General features: G+C 71.7%; 14 protein-coding genes. 8 read left to right on the forward strand and 6 right to left on the reverse strand.

The features are described from left to right. The first annotated feature begins 626 nt into the window (after positions 1–626). The 3 genes from HMPREF9056_RS00725 to HMPREF9056_RS00735 all read left to right on the forward strand — a co-directional run bounded on the left by HMPREF9056_RS00725 (position 627) and on the right by HMPREF9056_RS00735 (position 4,261). Entirely contained in the window at positions 627–1,505 is an 879-nt protein-coding gene (locus HMPREF9056_RS00725) for a uroporphyrinogen-III synthase (protein ID WP_009401926.1), read from the forward strand. Next, positions 1,502–2,551 (forward strand): porphobilinogen synthase, encoded by a 1,050-nt coding sequence (hemB, locus tag HMPREF9056_RS00730; RefSeq protein ID WP_009401927.1) that lies wholly within the window; start codon positions 1,502–1,504, stop codon positions 2,549–2,551. The genes HMPREF9056_RS00725 and hemB overlap by 4 nt, the downstream gene beginning before the upstream one ends. Before the next feature lie 324 nt (positions 2,552–2,875). Continuing rightward, entirely contained in the window at positions 2,876–4,261 is a 1,386-nt protein-coding gene (locus HMPREF9056_RS00735) for a glutamate-1-semialdehyde 2,1-aminomutase (RefSeq protein WP_050792959.1), read from the forward strand. A 13-nt stretch (positions 4,262–4,274) separates the two neighbouring features. On the opposite strand, the gene HMPREF9056_RS00740 is transcribed toward HMPREF9056_RS00735, so the two are convergent. Further along, positions 4,275–5,216: a macro domain-containing protein gene (locus tag HMPREF9056_RS00740; protein WP_009401930.1), complete on the reverse strand. Its 942-nt coding sequence runs from the start codon at positions 5,214–5,216 to the stop codon at positions 4,275–4,277. A 146-nt stretch (positions 5,217–5,362) separates the two neighbouring features. Further along, positions 5,363–5,740: a co-chaperone YbbN gene (locus HMPREF9056_RS00745; protein ID WP_009401931.1), complete on the reverse strand. Its 378-nt coding sequence runs from the start codon at positions 5,738–5,740 to the stop codon at positions 5,363–5,365. A 304-nt stretch (positions 5,741–6,044) separates the two neighbouring features. Here HMPREF9056_RS00745 and HMPREF9056_RS00750 point away from each other — a divergent pair, with 304 nt between their 5' ends. The 3 genes from HMPREF9056_RS00750 (at position 6,045) to HMPREF9056_RS00760 (ending at position 8,882) form a co-directional block, all read left to right on the forward strand. Further along, entirely contained in the window at positions 6,045–7,235 is a 1,191-nt protein-coding gene (locus HMPREF9056_RS00750; protein ID WP_009401933.1) for a Fic family protein, read from the forward strand. Positions 7,236–7,450: 215 nt separating this feature from the next. After that, positions 7,451–8,047, forward strand: a complete 597-nt coding sequence (locus tag HMPREF9056_RS00755) for a DUF998 domain-containing protein (RefSeq protein WP_009401934.1) — start codon at positions 7,451–7,453, stop codon at positions 8,045–8,047. Positions 8,048–8,129: 82 nt separating this feature from the next. After that, the gene (locus HMPREF9056_RS00760) at positions 8,130–8,882 is read left to right on the forward strand and encodes a potassium channel family protein (RefSeq protein ID WP_009401935.1); all 753 of its coding nucleotides are present in this window, start codon (positions 8,130–8,132) and stop codon (positions 8,880–8,882) included. A gap of 129 nt (positions 8,883–9,011) precedes the next feature. Here the strand turns inward: HMPREF9056_RS00760 and HMPREF9056_RS00765 are convergent, their stop codons facing one another. Further along, entirely contained in the window at positions 9,012–10,091 is a 1,080-nt protein-coding gene (locus tag HMPREF9056_RS00765; protein WP_009401936.1) for an aspartate-semialdehyde dehydrogenase, read from the reverse strand. Further along, the gene (locus HMPREF9056_RS00770) at positions 10,088–11,617 is read right to left on the reverse strand and encodes an aspartate kinase (protein WP_009401937.1); all 1,530 of its coding nucleotides are present in this window, start codon (positions 11,615–11,617) and stop codon (positions 10,088–10,090) included. The genes HMPREF9056_RS00765 and HMPREF9056_RS00770 overlap by 4 nt, the downstream gene beginning before the upstream one ends. 345 nt (positions 11,618–11,962) lie before the next feature. On the opposite strand from HMPREF9056_RS00770, the gene HMPREF9056_RS00775 reads away from it, so the two are divergent. Then, positions 11,963–12,910, forward strand: a complete 948-nt coding sequence (locus HMPREF9056_RS00775) for an ABC transporter ATP-binding protein (protein ID WP_009401938.1) — start codon at positions 11,963–11,965, stop codon at positions 12,908–12,910. Further along, positions 12,907–13,992: an ABC transporter permease gene (locus tag HMPREF9056_RS00780; RefSeq protein WP_009401939.1), complete on the forward strand. Its 1,086-nt coding sequence runs from the start codon at positions 12,907–12,909 to the stop codon at positions 13,990–13,992. The genes HMPREF9056_RS00775 and HMPREF9056_RS00780 overlap by 4 nt, the downstream gene beginning before the upstream one ends. A gap of 93 nt (positions 13,993–14,085) precedes the next feature. Here the strand turns inward: HMPREF9056_RS00780 and recR are convergent, their stop codons facing one another. Both recR and HMPREF9056_RS00790 read right to left on the reverse strand, forming a co-directional pair. Beyond that, positions 14,086–14,694 (reverse strand): recombination mediator RecR, encoded by a 609-nt coding sequence (gene recR / locus HMPREF9056_RS00785; protein ID WP_009401940.1) that lies wholly within the window; start codon positions 14,692–14,694, stop codon positions 14,086–14,088. A gap of 1 nt (position 14,695) precedes the next feature. Then, positions 14,696–16,955, reverse strand: a 2,260-nt coding sequence (locus HMPREF9056_RS00790; RefSeq protein WP_216593587.1) for a hypothetical protein, incomplete at its 5' end; no start/stop codon positions are given.

The following is a 16,955-nucleotide window of genomic DNA, read 5'->3' on the forward strand; positions in this document are numbered from 1 at the left end:
GTTCAGACGTGTGCTCTTCCGATCTGGGCTGGAGGCGGACGGCGTCGGCACCGATGAACCGGTGGCGCCGAGCCGGGCCGATGCCGCCGGCGACCTGGACGCGGTGGTCCTGGCCCTGTCGGGGCTGCGGCGCCTGGGCCTGGAGCACTGCGCGAGCGAGGTCCTGGACCTCGAGACGATGCTGCCCGCGCCGGCTCAGGGGGCCCTGGCCGTAGAGGCGAGGGCCGGCGAGGGCTCTGCGGCGCTGGCCCGGGCCGCGGCGGCCCTCGATGACGAGCCCACGCGCCTGGCGGTGACGGCGGAGCGGGCGCTCATGGCCCGGCTCGGTGCGGGCTGCGCGGCACCAGTGGGGGCCTGGGCGCACCTGAGCGGCGGTGAGCAGGAGCAGCGGGTGCTCGCGCTGCGGGCGGTGGTCACCTCGCTTGATGGCGGAAAGGAGGTCGGCTGCGAGCTGAGCGCCGAGCTGCCCGAGGCCGACAGCGGCCCAGACACGTACGGAAACGCCGTAGCACAGGCGGTTCGGGCGGCGGAGGCGCTGGGTGTCCGGGCGGCGGAGGTCCTGCTGGAGGACGGTGCCGCTGAGGTCGTCGACCTACACGCCAACAAGCCCCGGCGGGACTGAGACCATGGCGCAGTCCATCTCACGCAACGACTCGATCGGGCGCCTCCCGGGCCGGCCCCACAAGGCCGCCGGCACGCTGTTGACAGGACGGGTCGTGCTGCTGCCGCGGGTCAAGGAGCCGGATCGCATTGCCTCGGCGCTGGAGCGGGCCGGAGCGAAGGTGCTGCGCGCCGCCGTGACGCGGACCGTTCGGGGGGACGCTGCGGCTCTGGAGGAGACCGCGCGGCGGATCACGGCGGGCGAGGAGGCCTGGCTGGTGCTCACCTCGGCCCGGACCGTCAAGGCGTTGGCACCGTACCTGCACGTTCCGGTGCCCTCAACGCTGCAGGTGGCGGTCGTCGGGCCGGCAACTGCACGCGCCTGGACCGAGCTCACCGGCGCCTCCCCTGACCTGGTGGCGCGGGGCTCGGCCACCGCCCTCCTGGAGGAGCCCGTGCTCGCCGGTGGCCCGCAAGCCGGCCCGGACTCAGCGCAGCGCGTGCTGCTGCCGGCCTCGGCTCTGGCCGACCCGGCGTTGGCGGACGGCCTGCGTCGGGCGGGCTGGGAGGTGGAGCGGGTGGCCGCCTATACGACCGTCACGGCAGACACCTGTGACCTGCCCCCGGGCATGGGGAGCACGTGGGCCACCGGCGGTGTGGACGCGGTCGTGCTCACCGCCCCGTCCACGACGCGGGCGATCCTGGAGCTGCTCGGGCCACCCCCGTCCACCACCCGGTTGGTGGCCATTGGTGCCACCACTGCGGCGGCCGCCCGGGAGCTGGGCCTACCGGTCGCCGCCACCGCCTCCTCCCCCACGCCCGAGGGGGTCCTCCAGGCCACTATCGACGTCATGACGTCGGATCCAGCACTAACCACTAATCCCCCACTCAGGAGCACTTCATGACCGACGCCCTTCGACCGGCCGCCGACTTCCTGTTGCGCCGCTCCGTCCCCGACCCGCAGGCCCCCACGGTGCGGCCCCGGCGCCTGCGCACCACCCCGGCGATGCGGCACCTGGTGCGTGAGCACGTCGTGGACCCGGCCGCGCTCATCCTGCCGGTGTTCGTGCGCGAGGACATCGACTCCCCGCGCCCAGTGGAGGCGATGCCGGGGGTCGTCCAGCACACGCTGGACTCGCTGCGCCGCGAGGCCGCCGCCTGCGCCGAGGCCGGCGTCGGCGCCATCGACCTGTTCGGCGTGCCCGCCACGCGAGACGAGGCCGGCACAGCGGCCTGGGCGGAGGACGGCATCCTCAACCGCGGGATCGCGGCCGTGCGCGCGGAGGTGGGGGACGACGTCGTCGTATGCGCGGACACCTGCTTGGACGAGTTCACCAGCCACGGCCACTGCGGGCTGATCCGCCCCGACGGTCCGCGCGCCGGCGAGGTCGACAATGACGCCACGCTGGCCACCTATCAGGCCATGGCCGTCTCCCAGGCGGAGGCCGGGGCGCACATGGTCTCGCCGTCGGGGATGATGGACGGGCAGGTCGCCGCGATCCGCGCCGCGCTGGACGCCACCGGCCACGACGACGTCGCGATCCTGGCCTACTCGGCGAAGTACGCCTCGGCCTACTTCGGGCCGTTCCGGGAGGCCGTGGGCTCCACGCTCACCGGGGACCGGCGCGCCTACCAGCAGGACCCGGCCAACCGCCGCGAGGGCCTGCGCGAGGTGATGCTCGACGTCGAGGAAGGAGCCGACATCGTCATGGTCAAACCGGCCGGCCCCTACCTGGACGTGCTGGCCGACGTCGCCGCCGCCTCGCCGGTGCCTGTGGCCGCCTACCAGGTCAGTGGTGAGTACGCGATGGTGGAGGCGGCCGCGCAGCGCGGGTGGGTCGACCGCGAGCGAGTCATCGCCGAGTCGGTGCTGGGCATCGTGCGGGCGGGGGCGGACATGGTCCTGACCTACTGGGCCCGGGAGATCGCCGAGAACCCGGCCCTGCACTAGATCGTGTGACACAAGTAGGGGCGATCCCGGGGGCCGCCGCCACACACGTGGTTCGCCGGGGCGCCTCTGAGGGCTCGTTACCACCTCGCGACGTCAGTAGACGAGGTCCGGGGTACGTCCACGAGCCCCGAAGGCACTCGCATCGACACCCTGCTCGCCATGCCGGTCCGGTAGGTTGAGGGCAGCCCAGCCGGCGCGGCATCCCTGCCTGAACCGGCCCTGACCAGTCTCTTCACAGTTTTACCGACAGGATCGCCCGTGACTCAGCAGCCGCGCCCCACAGCCTCCGCCCCCACCAACACGACTCACGCGACCAACGCCGGCCTGTTCAAGGCGGCTCGCGCCGTCATCCCCGGGGGCGTCGACTCCCCCGTGCGTGCCTTCGGCTCGGTGGGCGGCACGCCGCGGTTCATCGCCTCGGCCAGCGGCGCCCACGTCACCGACGTCGAGGGCCGCCGCTACCTGGACCTGGTGGGCTCGTGGGGCCCGGCGATCCTGGGGCACGCCCGTCCCGAGGTCGTCAGCGCGGTCCAGGCGGCCGCCGCCCGCGGCCTGTCCTTCGGTGCCCCGACCGAGTCGGAGACGCTCCTGGCCGAGGAGGTGCGCCGTCGGGTACCGGCCGCGCAAAGGGTGCGCTTCGTGTCCACCGGTACCGAGGCGACGATGACGGCCGTGCGCCTGGCCCGCGGCGCCACGGGGCGCGACCTGGTGGTGAAGTTCGCCGGCTGCTACCACGGGCACAGCGACGGCCTGCTCGCGGCGGCCGGCTCGGGCCTGGCCACTGGCGGCCTGCCGGGAAGCGCGGGTGTGCCCGCGGCCGTGGCCGCCCAGACGATCGTCCTGCCCTACAACGACGTCGCCGCGCTGGAGACCTGCTTCGCCGAGCGCGGCGCCGAGATCGCCGCGGTCATCACCGAGGGTGCCCCGGCCAACATGGGGATCGTGCCGCCGGCGCCCGGCTTCAACGCCGCGATCCGCCGCATCACCGCCGAGCACGGCGCGCTCATGATCCTCGACGAGGTCCTCACCGGCTTCCGCGTGGGCCCGGCCGGCTGGTGGGGGCTGGAGGCCGTCGACGGCTGGACCTCCGACCTGCCGGTCTTCGCCGCCGAGCCCTCCGACGCCGCAGCCCCCACCTGGCCGGGCGCGGACTGGCGCGAGCGCGCCGCCTGGGTGCCGGACCTGGTGACCTTCGGCAAGGTCGTGGGTGGCGGGATGCCGCTGGCCGCCGTCGGCGGACGCACGGAGGTCATGGACCTGCTGGCGCCGGACGGCCCCGTCTACCAGGCGGGCACGCTCTCGGGGAACCCGCTGGCCACGGCGGCCGGCCTGGCCACGCTCCAGCTGGCCGACGACGCCGTCTACGCCTCGGTGGCCGAGCGCGCCCAGGACATCGGTGAGATGGTCTCAGCGGCCCTGACCGAGCAGGACGTGCCCCACCGTGTGCAGCGGGCGGGATCCCTGTTCTCCATCATGTTCGGGCAGCGGGCCGCCGAGCTGGGCGTGAACGACTACGAGGCGGCCCGCGTCCAGGAGACCTGGCGCTACGGGCCCTTCTTCCACGCCTTCCTTGAAGCCGGGGTGGGCCTGCCGCCGTCGGTCTTCGAAGCCTGGTTCGTCTCGGCCGCGCATGGCGACGCGGAGCTGGAGGCGATTGCGGACGCGGCCCCGGCGGCCGCTCGCGCTGCTGCCCGGGCCCAGGAGCGCTAAGGGCTCACACCTCTCACGGCCTCCAGGGCGGCGGGGCGAGGGCGGCCTCGTAGGCAGCGACATCGACGTCGGCGTTAAGGCTGATGACGATACGCAGCCGGGAGTCGGGGTGGGCCGCCAGCCAGCGGCCGATCGTCTCCAGGGTCACCAGGGCGGCCTGCCGCTTGGGGTAGCCGAAGACGCCCGTGGACAGCGAGCACAGGCCGACACTGCCCAGCCCCGCGGCGTGCGCGACGTTGAGGACGCTCGTGTAGCACGAGGACAGCAGGCGCCGGTCGCGCAGCGTGGGCTTACGGCCGTCCTCGATGACGGGTCCCACCGAGTGGATGACGTGCTGGGCGGGCAGGTGGTAGCCGCCGGTGAAGACGGCCCGGCCGGCCGGCTCCCCGCCCTGGCGGCGGGTGGGGTCGAAGGTCTCCGCCCAGGTCATGTAGCGGGCGCACTCGGCACGCAGGGCCGGGCCGGCGACGGCGTGGATGATGTTGTCGATGCATCGGTGCCCAGGCGCGAAGCAGCCGAGCATCCCGGAGTTGGCGGCGTTGAGGACGGCGCCGGCGCGCAGGCGGGTGAGGTCGCCGCGCCAGAAGGCCACGTTGCGCCCCAGCAGGCCGGGCACGTGGTCGGTGATGGCCAGGGGCGGGATCTCGGTGGCGTCGACCATGCCGCGCTCGGCGGCCTCGGCCTCCAGAAGGGTGTCGAGGTCAGCAGCGATGTCCTCGGGCAGCGGCGCCGGGGGCCGGGCGGTGAGGAGGAAGTCGAGCATGGTGCGCAGCTCGTCGGGGTCGGTGGGGACCGTTGAGTCGATCCAGTCCGTGGCCCCCTCGGGGTCGGAGCGCAGGAAGGCGTAGACCAGGTGGCGCACCAACGCGTCGCGGCCCGAGGCGCCGACGGGTACCGCCCATCGGGCTCTGACAGCGTGACTGACGTGGGACTCCAACTTCACGCGGGCCATCATAGGATATCAAAACGTAATGTTCTGCCGTTGGGCGGGCGAGCCGGGCAACAGACGACGACGTCGCCCGAAAACGGCGAGTTTCCGGACGACGTCGGAGACTGGACGACCTGGTCGCGGCTCAGGGCGATCCCGAGGCGCGAGACGGGTCAGGCCTGTGCGCCGGCGGCCTCCTCCTCAGCGATCTTGGCCTTGAGCTCCTCCATGTCGAGCTCACGCACCTGCGTGATGAGGGAGTCCAGCGCGGGGGCGGGCAGGGCGCCGGCCTCGCGGTAGACGAGCACATTGTCACGGAAGACCATGAGCGTGGGGATCGAGGAGATGCCCAGGGCCCCGGCGAGGTCCTGCTCGGCCTCGGTGTCCACCTTGGCGAAGGTGATGTCGGGGTTGGCCTCGGAGGCCTTCTCGTAGATGGGGCCGAAGCGCATGCACGGGCCGCACCAGGAGGCCCAGAAGTCGACGAGCGTAATGCCCTCGCCGTGGATGGTGTCCTTGAACTCGGGCCCGGTGATGTTCTTGGTGGCCATGAGCGTTCCTTTCAAGACTGCGGATACTGATCGGTTCCACTGCGGCCAACACGACCGGGGCCCACCCTATTCCTGGGGCCGGCCACGCTCCACTGTCGGGCTCCACTGTCGACAGCGACGACGGATGCCGCCAGCCCTCCCGCTGCATCCCGCACCCGCGCCGAGCCCTCATCCCACCCCTCATTCCCGCCGACCCACAACATGACCGTTTCCAGACACATCCCCACACAAGATGTTCGACAAATACCTCTTGTGTATGACACATCCCCTTCAGATGTCACACAATCGCCATTAGACTGATATTATGGACGTAACCATGTTCGTCAACGACACCATGGGGGAACTGATCGACATCACTGGCTCCGACCCGGTGACCGGCGACTGGCAGCACAAGGCCTTCGTCCCCGCGCCACTCGGCTCCGACGAACCACCCCTCAACGGAACCACCTACCGCATGGTGGCAGCAGCCGGGCGCGCACTGGCCGCCCTCGACGCCACGGCCCAACAGCTGCCGAACCCCTATCTTCTACGAACGCCCTCCTTGCGGCGCGAGGCGCAGTCGACGTCGGCTCTGGAAGGGACATACGCCCCCCTGCGCGAGGTGCTCACCGCCGACGACGACGCCCCCGCGACCGCCGAGATGACAGAGATCCTCAACTACGTCCGCATGGCCAACAGCGGCTTCCTGGGGGCGCAGGAGGGACGCCCTATCACCTTGTCACTCATCGAGGACCTTCAAGGCGAGCTCATGAGGGGCACTCCCCTTGAGGCCGCTTCAGGTCGCCTGCGCGACAGTCAGGTCATGATCGGCCGCCGCCCCGGTGCGCACAGCGCGGCCCCGATCCATGCAAGCCGGTTCGTTCCCGTACCGCCTGGAGATCGTCTTCGCGCCGGCGTGCGCGCCCTCGTCGACTGGCTGTATCAGGACCACGCGGGAGACATCGACCCGATCATCGCTGCGGGTATGGCGCACTACCAGTTCGAGACCCTTCACCCCTTCCGGGACGGCAACGGGCGCCTGGGACGGTTCCTCATCGTGCTCACCCTCCTGAGCTCGAGCGTTCTCAGCGAACCTACACTGACGGTCTCACCATGGTTCGAGGAACGCCGCGCCGAGTACTACGACGCCCTGCTCCGAGTCAGCACCCACGGCGACTGGGACACCTTTCTCACCTTCTTCTCCCGGGGGCTGGCCGCGGCCGCCACCAACACGCGCCACCAGATGCTCGCCCTGGCCGCTGCGCACCAGAACCTCAAGGAAACGGTGCGCGCCTCCAGCCTGCGGTCCGCGCACGCCTTCGACCTCGTCGACTTCGCGGTCGCGAATCCGAGCTTCACGGTGCGCAAGGTCGAGGCGGCCCTCGGCGTCTCGTATGGACGAGCCAACAGCCTCGTTGGCCAGCTGACTGACATCGGAGTGCTCGACGTCGTCGAAAGAGGTTCGCAGCCTCGCCGCTTCACCGCCCCCGCCGTCCTGAAGGTTCTACTCACCTAAACCCACCCAGCCGGGGACATTCCGCGCGTACGGGTGCAGGACTCCTGTCCCCGTAGGCGCGGACTGCACCAGTCGGCGAGAAAGTATCCCCGACGGCGTCGAATGTCCCCGTTCGCGAGGAGGAGGACGGCACCAGCCCCGACGGAAAACACCCCAACCGCAACGGGCTGGACGGTTTAGCATCGAATCGCACCCGCACGGAAGGAGCCGGTTCAATGACGACCGCCCTTGCCGCCGTCGCCCTCGTCCTGGGAGTCGCGCGGCTGGCCATGTTCATCGCCCTTCACCTCATCCCCAGCGACTACAACATCGTGCAGCACGCCGTGAGCGACTACGCCGTCGGACCGACCCGCCGCCTCGCGACCGCCATCACCTGGACCTCGGCGGTGTTCTGGGCCGTGCTCGCAGGCGCCATCGCCCTCGGACCACCGACACCGGAGAAGGGCGTGGCACTCCGGCTGGCGATCCTGGCTGTCATCTTCGCGGCGCTGCCGTTCCTGCCGACCGACGTCGAGGGGCAACCGACCACCCTCATCGGTCGCCTTCACCTGGTGGCCGCCATCGCGTGGTTCGCGATCGCCTATTCGTGCATGGGCAACATCGTCCGGCTGCTGACCCCGCTCGCACCGCAGGGTCTGGTGTCCTTCCTCGGGGCGACCCGCTGGGTGACCGCCGCCGCGCTCATCGCCCTGGTGACCGCGTTGGTCGTCCGTTGCCTGAGGCCCTACGCCTTCGGGATCTCGGAGCGGATCTTCCTACTGGCCGTCTACGTCTTCTACCTCGGCACCGCGGCCGGGCTCCTGCTGGCCTAACACCCCCTCACCTCACGTCCCTTCTTCACACAGACAGGGCATCCTGCACGGCTCTGCCTCAAGCGCCGTCTACCATCGGAGCATGCCGACCGAAGACAGCCCGGGCGCTCGGCTGCGGGCGTGGGAGCGGGCGACGGAGTGGCCGCTGACCGGCGCCGCCGTCGTCTTCCTGGGCGCCTACGCCTGGGAGGTGCTCACCAACGCACAGGGCGGGACCAAGAACGCGGCCGAGCTGGTGATCGACATCGTGTGGGCGCTGTTCGGCGTCGACTACTTCGCGCGTCTGGCGCTGGCACCGAGCCGGGGCCGCTGGTTCCTCAACCACCTGCCGGACCTGGCGATACTCGTCCTTCCAGTCCTGCGGCCGCTGCGGCTCCTGCGCCTGGTGACACTCGTGAGCATCATGCAGCGCAGCGCCGGCACCGCACTGCGCGGGCGCATCACCCTGTACACGGCCGGCAGTGCCGCTCTGCTGATCTTCACCTCGGCGCTGGCCACGCTGGATGCGGAGCGCCATGAGCCGGGTACCTCGATCCGAACCTTCGGCCAGGCCCTGTGGTGGGCGCTGACGACGATCACCACCATCGGCTACGGCGACACCGTTCCGGTCTCCACCGAGGGGCGTTTCATCGCGGCGCTGCTCATGATCGGCGGGGTGGCGCTCATCGGCGTGGTCACGGCGACCCTGGCCTCGTGGATCGTCTCGCTGGTCGAGGAGGAGAACGCCGAGCAGGAGGCGGCCACGCAGGCGCAAGTGGCGGCCCTGCAGCGACAGGTCGGCGAACTGAGCGAGCGCATCGACCGACTTCTGGCGGAACGCGACTCGGATCGATGAGGGAGCGCTCCATCTCCCAGGTCGTCGCCCGCCGTGTAGACGCCGAGCCGGGCATTTCTCGCGCATCCTGACCGAAAAACGGTCACCCTACGCGAAATTTGCCCGGCTCGGCGGAAAAGGAAGGACTACTCAGCCCCGGATCTCGGCGGCCACCAGCTCGGCGAGCTCGACGGCGTTGAGGGCCGCACCCTTGCGCAGGTTGTCCCCGACGGCGAAGAACTGCAGACCGTGGCCCGGCGCGAAGGCCTGGTCGGCACGCAGGCGCCCCACGAAGGTGCCGTCGCGGCCGGCGCCCTTGAGGGGGCTGGGCACGTCCTGGTAGGTGACGCCGGGCGCCGCCTCCAGCAGCTCGCGGGCGCGCTCGACGCTGATCTCGCGCTCGAACTCGGCGTTGACGCTGAGCCCGTGACCGGAGAACACCGGGATGCGCACGCAGGTCCCGGACACCAGCAGGTCCGGGATCCCCAGGATCTTGCGGGACTCGTTGCGCAGCTTCTGCTCCTCATCGGTCTCGCCGGAGCCGTCACCGGCGTCGCCACCGGCCCAGGCCACGGCGTTGAATGCGATGGTGTCGACGTAGACCTCCGGCGCGGGGAACTCGACGGCCCGCCCGTCCAGGGCCAGGCCCTCCATGTCCTCATTCACGACGGCGCGCACCTGCCCGGCCAGCTCGGCCACCCCGGCCCGCCCCGAGCCGGAGACGGCCTGGTAGGTCGAGACGATGAGGCGGATGAGCCCGGCCTCCTCGTGCAGCACCTTAAGGGCGGGCATGGCCGCCATAGTGGTGCAGTTGGGGTTGGCGATGATGCCCTTGGGGCGCTCGCGCAGGGCGTGCGGGTTGACCTCGCTGACCACGAGCGGCACCTCGGGGTCCTTCCGCCAGGCCGAGGAGTTGTCGACGACAACGGCCCCGGCCTCAGCGAAGCGGGGGGCGTGCTCGCGCGATGCGGCGCCCCCGGCGGAGAAGATGGCGACGTCGATGCCGGCCAGGTCCGCGGTGGCGACGTCCTCGACCTCGATCTGGGCGCCGCGGAAGTCCACGACGCTCCCGGCGCTGCGGGCCGAGGAGAAGAAGCGCACCGAGCGGGCGGGGAAGTCGCGCTCGGCCAGCATGGCGCGCATGACGCGGCCGACCTGGCCGGTGGCCCCCACGACGGCGACGGACACGCCGTCGGCCACTCCGGTGTAGGTGTTCACGGGATTGCTCATCGTCCGGTCCCTCCGTAGACGACCGCCTCGGCGGCCTGGGCGTCGAGGCCGAAGGCGGAGTGGACGGCGCGCACGGCCTCGTCGAGTACGGCGTCGTCGACCACCACCGAGATGCGGATCTCGGAGGTGGAGATCATGTGGATGTTGACCCCGGCCTCGCTCAGCGAGCCGAACAGGCGCGCCGAGACCCCGGGATTGGAGCGCATGCCGGCCCCCACCAGGGACAGGATGCCGATGTCGGGGTTGAAGTGCAGGGAGCGGAAGCCCAGTTCCTCGCGGGCGGCCTCCAGGGCCTCCCGGGCGGTGGCGGAGTCGCCGTCGGGGCAGGTGAAGGAGATGTTGGTCAAGCCGGTCCCCTCGGCGGAGACGTCCTGGACGATCATGTCGATGTTGGCGTCAGTACCGGCCACGATGGCGAAGATGCGGGCGGCGGCGCCGGGGACGTCGGGCACGCCCACGAGCGTGATCTTGTCCTGGCTGCGGTCGTGGGCGATTCCGGAGATGACGGGGGCTTCCACGTGGTCCTCCTTGGCGGACGGGCGGGGGCGGGCCTGGGCCCGCGCGGCGATGGCGTTGCGGTGCGCGGTGTCGACGACGGAGGCCGAGGGCCCGTCGTCGAGTCCGGCGGGGTCTGAGGGCGAGGCCGGGGCGGCTCCCGCGGCCTCCGGGGCGGCGGCATCCTCCGGGCTCGCGGCGCTGGCTGCGCTACCGGCACTGTCGGCGCTGTCAGTGTCGGCGGCGACGACGTCGTCGAGCTGGGCGGCCACGACCGAGGGCACGAAGGCGCCCTCGCGGCGGCCGTCGTAGATCCAGGTCCCCGTCTTGTCGGAGAAGGAGGAGCGCACGTGCAGGGGCACACCGAAGCGGCGGGCGTACTCGACCGCGCGAAGGTGGAGGATCTTGGCGCCGTGGGCGGCCAGCTCCAGGGTCTCCTCGCTGGAGAGGGACTCGATGCGCTTGGCGGTGGGGACGATGCGGGGATCGGCGGTGAACAGGCCGTCGACGTCGGTGTAGATCTCGCAGACGTCGGCGTTGAGGGCGGCGGCCAGGGCGACCGCCGTGGTGTCGGAGCCGCCTCGCCCCAGGGTGGTGGTGTCCTCGACCTCGTTGATTCCCTGGAAGCCGGCGACGATGGCGACCGCGCCGGTCTGGATGGAGCGGGCCACCCGCTCGGGCAGCACCCCGACGATGGAGGCCTTGCCGTACTTGGAGTCGGTGAGGACGCCGGCCTGGGCGCCGGTGTAGGCCCGTGCCGGCACGCCGAGCTCGGTAACGGCCATGGCGAGCAGGGCCATGGAGATGCGCTCGCCGGCGGACAGCAGGATGTCCATCTCGCGGGCCGGGGCGTCGGTGGTCAGGGCGGCGGCCTGGTCCAGGAGGTCGTCGGTCGTGTCCCCCATCGCGGAGACGACGACGACGACCGTGTTGCCGGCCTGCCGGGTGGCGACGATGCGCCGGGCGACGCGCCGCATCGCGTCGACGTCGCTGACGGACGAGCCGCCGTACTTCTGGACGACCAGTGCCATGGGGCGCTCCTCAGGTCCTGGAATCAGTGCGTGTCTAATCAGGTTCTCCGCGCCGGTGCGGGCGTCCTGGCAGGGGCCTCCGGGATCTGGAGCCGTCGCCGTGCGGCGCCCACGACGACGTGGCTGGGGCAAGCATACGGTGCGCCGTGTTGCCGACATATCACGCGCCTCTGAGTTCACGGCCCACACTTCAACAAATTCTTCAAAAATGACCCGGAGCCGCGTCATTTCTGAAGTTCTTGTTGATTTTGAGGCGGAGGCGGACTCAGGCACGCCCCATCGCCGCTGACCAAGTCGTCCCCGAGTTCCGCCCGCCGGACCCGGCCGACGACGTAGCCTGCTCGCATGAGCATTGAAGTCTCTCAGCTCACCCGTTTCTTCGGTCGGGCGCCGGCGGTGCGCCAGCTGGATATGACGGTGCCCGCCGGCTCCGTCACCGGCCTGGTCGGCCCCAACGGCGCCGGCAAGACGACGCTGCTGCTCATGCTGGCGGCCCTCCTGGCCCCGGACTCCGGGACGATCCGGGTGGCGGGCCTGGACCCGGTCACCCAGTCGCGCGAGGTCCACCGCGCCGTGGGCTGGATGCCCGACGCCTTCGGCACCTGGGACTCCCTGACCTGCACCGAGATCCTCCTGACCTTCGCCGCCGCCCAGGGAATGGACGCCGACGCCGCCCGCACCCGCGCCGTCGAGATGCTCACCCTGGTCCACCTCGACGAGATGGCGCGCACACCGGCCCGGGTCCTCTCCCGGGGCCAGAAGCAGCGCCTGGGCCTGGCCCGAGCCCTCATCCACGACCCCAAGGTCCTGCTCCTGGACGAGCCGGCCGCCGGCATGGACCCGCGCTCGCGCGCCGACCTGCGCGTCCTGCTGCGCGACCTGGCCTCGGACGGCACCACGGTCCTGCTCTCCAGCCACATCCTGTCGGAGATGGAGGAGATGGTCGACGGCGTCGTCTTCATGTCCCGCGGAAGCGCCGTCGCCTCACCGTCGGGACCTGCCCCGTCCTCGGGTGAGGCGGGATCCGACGGTGCCGCCAGCCCAGTGCCGGTGCGCCGGACCTGGCGGATGCGGGCCCTGGACGCCAGGCGCCTGGGCGAGTGGGCCGGCTCCGCGCAGCTGCCCGTGACGCCGGAGGAGGACGGCACCGTGCGCTTCCCGGTCGCCGACGACGCAGCGGCGGCCCGCCTGCTGCGCGAGGCCGTCGAGGCCGGGGTGGAGGTCGTCTCCTTCGCCCCGTTGTCCGGAACCCTGGAGGAGACCTACCTGGCTCTGGAAGGAGAGCGCCGATGACCTGGACCGGTATCCGCACCATCATGGTGCTCGAGCTGCGCCAACGAGTGAGGGCCACGCGATGGCGCGTCATGCTGGGAATCTGGCTGGCCGTCCTCATCCTGCTGTGCGGCGGGCTGACCATCGCCGCTGCTGCGACGAGCTCGGAGCCGTCCAAAGAGTTCTTCGTTCCCCTCTACGACCTCGTCGTCTGCTTCGTCCTGGGGATCGGGCTCATCGTCGCCCCCACGCTCTCGGCGACGTCCATCAACGGCGACCGGGCCGACGCGACCCTCGCACTGCTGCAGGCCACAGCGCTGCGCAGCCAGGAGATCGTCGTCGGCAAGCTGCTGGCCGCCTGGGTCGCGGCAATCGCCTTCCTGGGCGTGGCGGTGCCCTTCCTCGTCATCCTGACGGTCGCGGGCGGCTCGCACTGGCAGGCGCTCGTCGCTCACCTGGTCATCCTCGTCTTCACGTTGGGCGCGGTGTGCGCCATCGGCCTGGGCTTCTCGAGCCTGACGGCGCGGCCCTCGGCCTCGGCGGTCCTGACCTACATCGTGGTGGCCGCACTCACTGTTGGGACGCCCCTGGCCACAACCATCGCCTCACCCCTGGTGACCAGCACGCAGACCGAGGTGACCTACAGCGTGGACTACGACAGCTCCACCGACGACAAGGTCGTGTGCGAGACCGATCCCGAGATCTCGACCAATGACGTCACCCGCACCGATCGGATCTGGTGGATGCTGGCCCCCAACCCCTTCGTGGCCCTGGGGGACGCCACTGCTCACGTGCCGCCTCAGCCCGCCGGCAAGGACCTCGACTACAGCACCTCACTGCTGACGATCACCGGCAGGTGGGTCGACGGGATGCGCGACCCCCAGCCCGAACGGGTCGTCTACAACTACTGCAAGGACCGGGAAGACTCCTACGACGGCCCCTCCAGCACGAGCAACCGCGGCGACGCCAAGACGAAGCACATCGCCTTCTGGCCCGCGAGCCTCGTGGCACTCGTGACCCTGGGGGCCGGCGGCGTGATAACGGCCAGCAGGCGTCTGCGCGTGCCGGCCGGCAAGCTGCCGCGCGGTGTGCGCCTGGCCTGACTCTCCTGCTCCTCCCATCGAGCCGGGCATTTCTCGCGTGGTCCTACGGAAAACGGTAGGGCTACGCGAAGAACGCCAGCTCGGCGACGAGGATCAGTCCTCGACGCGGCGTCGGCCCTCGAAGGCCCGCCCGAGGGTGACCTCGTCGGCGTACTCCAGGTCCGCCCCGACGGGAAGGCCGGAGGCGAGGCGCGAGACGGGCACGGCCATGGTGCGCAGCATGCGGGTGAGGTAGGCGGCAGTCGCCTCGCCGACGACGTCGGGGTCGGTGGCCAGGATGACCTCCTCGACCTCACCGTCTCCCAGACGGCTGAAGAGCTCGCGCACGCGCAGGTCATCGGGGCCGACACCGTTGATGGGGTCGATGGCGCCGCCGAGCACGTGGTAGAGACCCCGATACTCGCGGGTGCGCTCGATGGCGACGACGTCCTTGGGCTCCTCAACGACGCAGATGACGCGTTGGTCGCGGCGGGGGTCGCGGCAGATGGCGCACTGGGGGGCCTCGGCGATGTTGCCGCAGGTCTCGCAGAATCGGACCTTGGCCTTGACGGCGCGCAGGGCCTCGATGAGCCGCTCGACGGCGGCCGAGTCGGCGGCGAGCACGTGGAAGGCCATGCGCTGGGCGGACTTGGGGCCGATGCCGGGCAGCTCACCGAACTCATCGATGAGGTCCTGGACGGCCCCTTCGTAGACGGCGGGCATGTCAGCGTCCTTCCTGGGTCACGGTGACCTCTTCGATGACCTGGGCGCCGAGGATCCGTTTGACGACCTCCAGCCCGACGACGCCGGCGTCCTCGGCGTCGGGGTCGTCCTCGCTGGGGGTGTCGTCGCCCAGGGAGTCCGTACCGGTGTCCTGCGCGGCAGCACGGGCAGCAGCCATGGCGGCGGCCAGGCGCGATCCGGCGATACCCGACGGCGCCCAGGTGGACTCGTCCTCGGGCGGGGCACTTGAAGCGCTGGGCTCCTCAGGGGCCGGGCCGGGGCTGAAGGGGCTCGATGGCGTCCCCTCCCAGGTGACGGGGGCCAGGCCGGAGGAGCCGGCGGCGGCCTCAGGGACGTTGGGGACGCCCGACGCGCTGCCGGCGGCCGGCGTCTGCGGGGACGGGGAGGACGGCGTCTGCTGGAAGGAGTGGGGCGCCGCCGGTGACGACGCGGCCCCGCCGGGAATCTCCGGCAGGGCTCGCAGACGGTGGACGGTGGCCAGGGGCGCCTCATCGGGCACCTGCGCGGCGGGCGCGGAGCGGGACTGCGCGGGAGAGGCGGAAGTGGACTGAGGACTGAAGGGACCGGGCTGACCGCCGTGCTGGGGGTCGGTGGAGGCGGAAGCGGCCGGGACGTGCGGGGATGACGCCTCGGGTGCGGGGGCCACGGGCACCGCTGAGGAGGGTGATCCGCCGGGTGGCGGGGACGACGCCGCAGAAGCCGGCCCGGACTGGGCGGGCACGGTTCCGCCGCCGGGGACGGCGACCGGACCCCAGCCGTCGTCCACGTCGGCGCCACCGGACGCAGGAGCAGGTGCCGAGGCGGGTGCCGGAGCCGAGCCGCCGCCGGGGATCGCGACGGGTCCCCACCCGTCGTCGGGATCCGCGGTGTTCGTGGAGAACACCGGGGCCGACGCCGCCGGGGGTGCCGGGGACACCGCCTGGAACTCGGAGGGCGCGGGACCGGCCTGCGCCGTGCGCGGCTCGGGCGAGGGCGCGACGCCCTGTCCGCCGGGCTCCGGCGCGGCGTGGTGTCGGGCGGGATCGGTGGGCTGAGCGGGGCCAGAGGGCTCATCGGCACCGAAGTACCCGGAGTCCTCGGCATAAGGATCACCGCCCCAGTCGTCCTCGGCCGGCGGCTCAACGATCGGGGAGCCATCGTCCCAGGTCGTGGAGACGGGCCGGCGTGCCTGGGCACGGACTGCGGGCTCGACGTCGGCCGGCTGGGCATGCCCCTGACCTACCGCCTGGCCGTCGTGGACAGCACTGGTGCGGTCATTGGTAGCGAGCACCCGGGGCGCGGGAGCGGATGAGGCGACTGGCGCACCGGCGGAGCCGTGCGGCCCCACACTTCCGACACTGTGGCCAGAGCTACCAGCACCACGACCGACGACCGTGACCGCCGCATCCTCGACCGAACTCTGACCACCGGTGTGCGTCCCGACGCCGTTGACGTCCTCCGCCCCGCCACCGGCGGCCGAGCCGGCCGAGTCGAAGGCGCCTGCTCGCGGGGCGGGTCCGCCCGGGCCTGCGTCGGAGGCGCCACCCCCATAGGAGCTCTGCGGCCCGCCGTGGCCGACGTCGTGGCCGGGAGCGCTCGCATCTCCTGCCACAGTGGGCACACCGCCAGGTCCTCCGGGACCGTGCGGCCCGCCTGAGCCTCCCGGACCACCGGACCCGCCAGGTCCGTCGCCGCCGGCGACGATGGCGTGCACCTCGAGGCGCAGGCCGAGGGCCTGGTGGAGGGCCGCGGAGAAGATGGGGCCGTGCCCGCCGTTCTCGAAGGCGCCCACGAGGCCGGGGGCGGCGAACAGCAGCGTGAAGACGCCTGCGGAGACGGTGCCCGGCCGCGAGTTAGGGCCGACCAGCGCCCAGGTCGCACGCCGCGAGCGCTTCGCGGCTTCAAGAACCTCCTCCCAGCGGGTACGGATCATCTCCGCGTCGGCCGCCTCGGCGCCGCCCGGGCCGCTCGCCGGCCCGGCTCCGTGTGAGGGCTGCTCGGCAGAACCATGGGATGGTGCTGCCGAGGACGAGGAAAAGCCCTGCGCGACTGAGGCCGAGGACGCGGCTGAAACGGCTGACCCGCGGGACGAGCCACCGTCGTTCGGACCGTCCCAGCTGACGGCGGGGCCGGCCTGTGGGGCCTGCGCAGCCGAGGTCGGACCCGCGGCGGGTGCCGAGGCCGGAGCCGGCGCGGACGCCGTCACCGGAGCACCCGCTGAAGCACCGTCGGGCTCGTTCCAGCCCCCCGCGCGTGCGGGC

Source organism: Actinomyces sp. oral taxon 170 str. F0386 (assembly GCF_000195595.1).
Classification (GTDB): Bacteria; Actinomycetota; Actinomycetes; order Actinomycetales; family Actinomycetaceae; genus Actinomyces.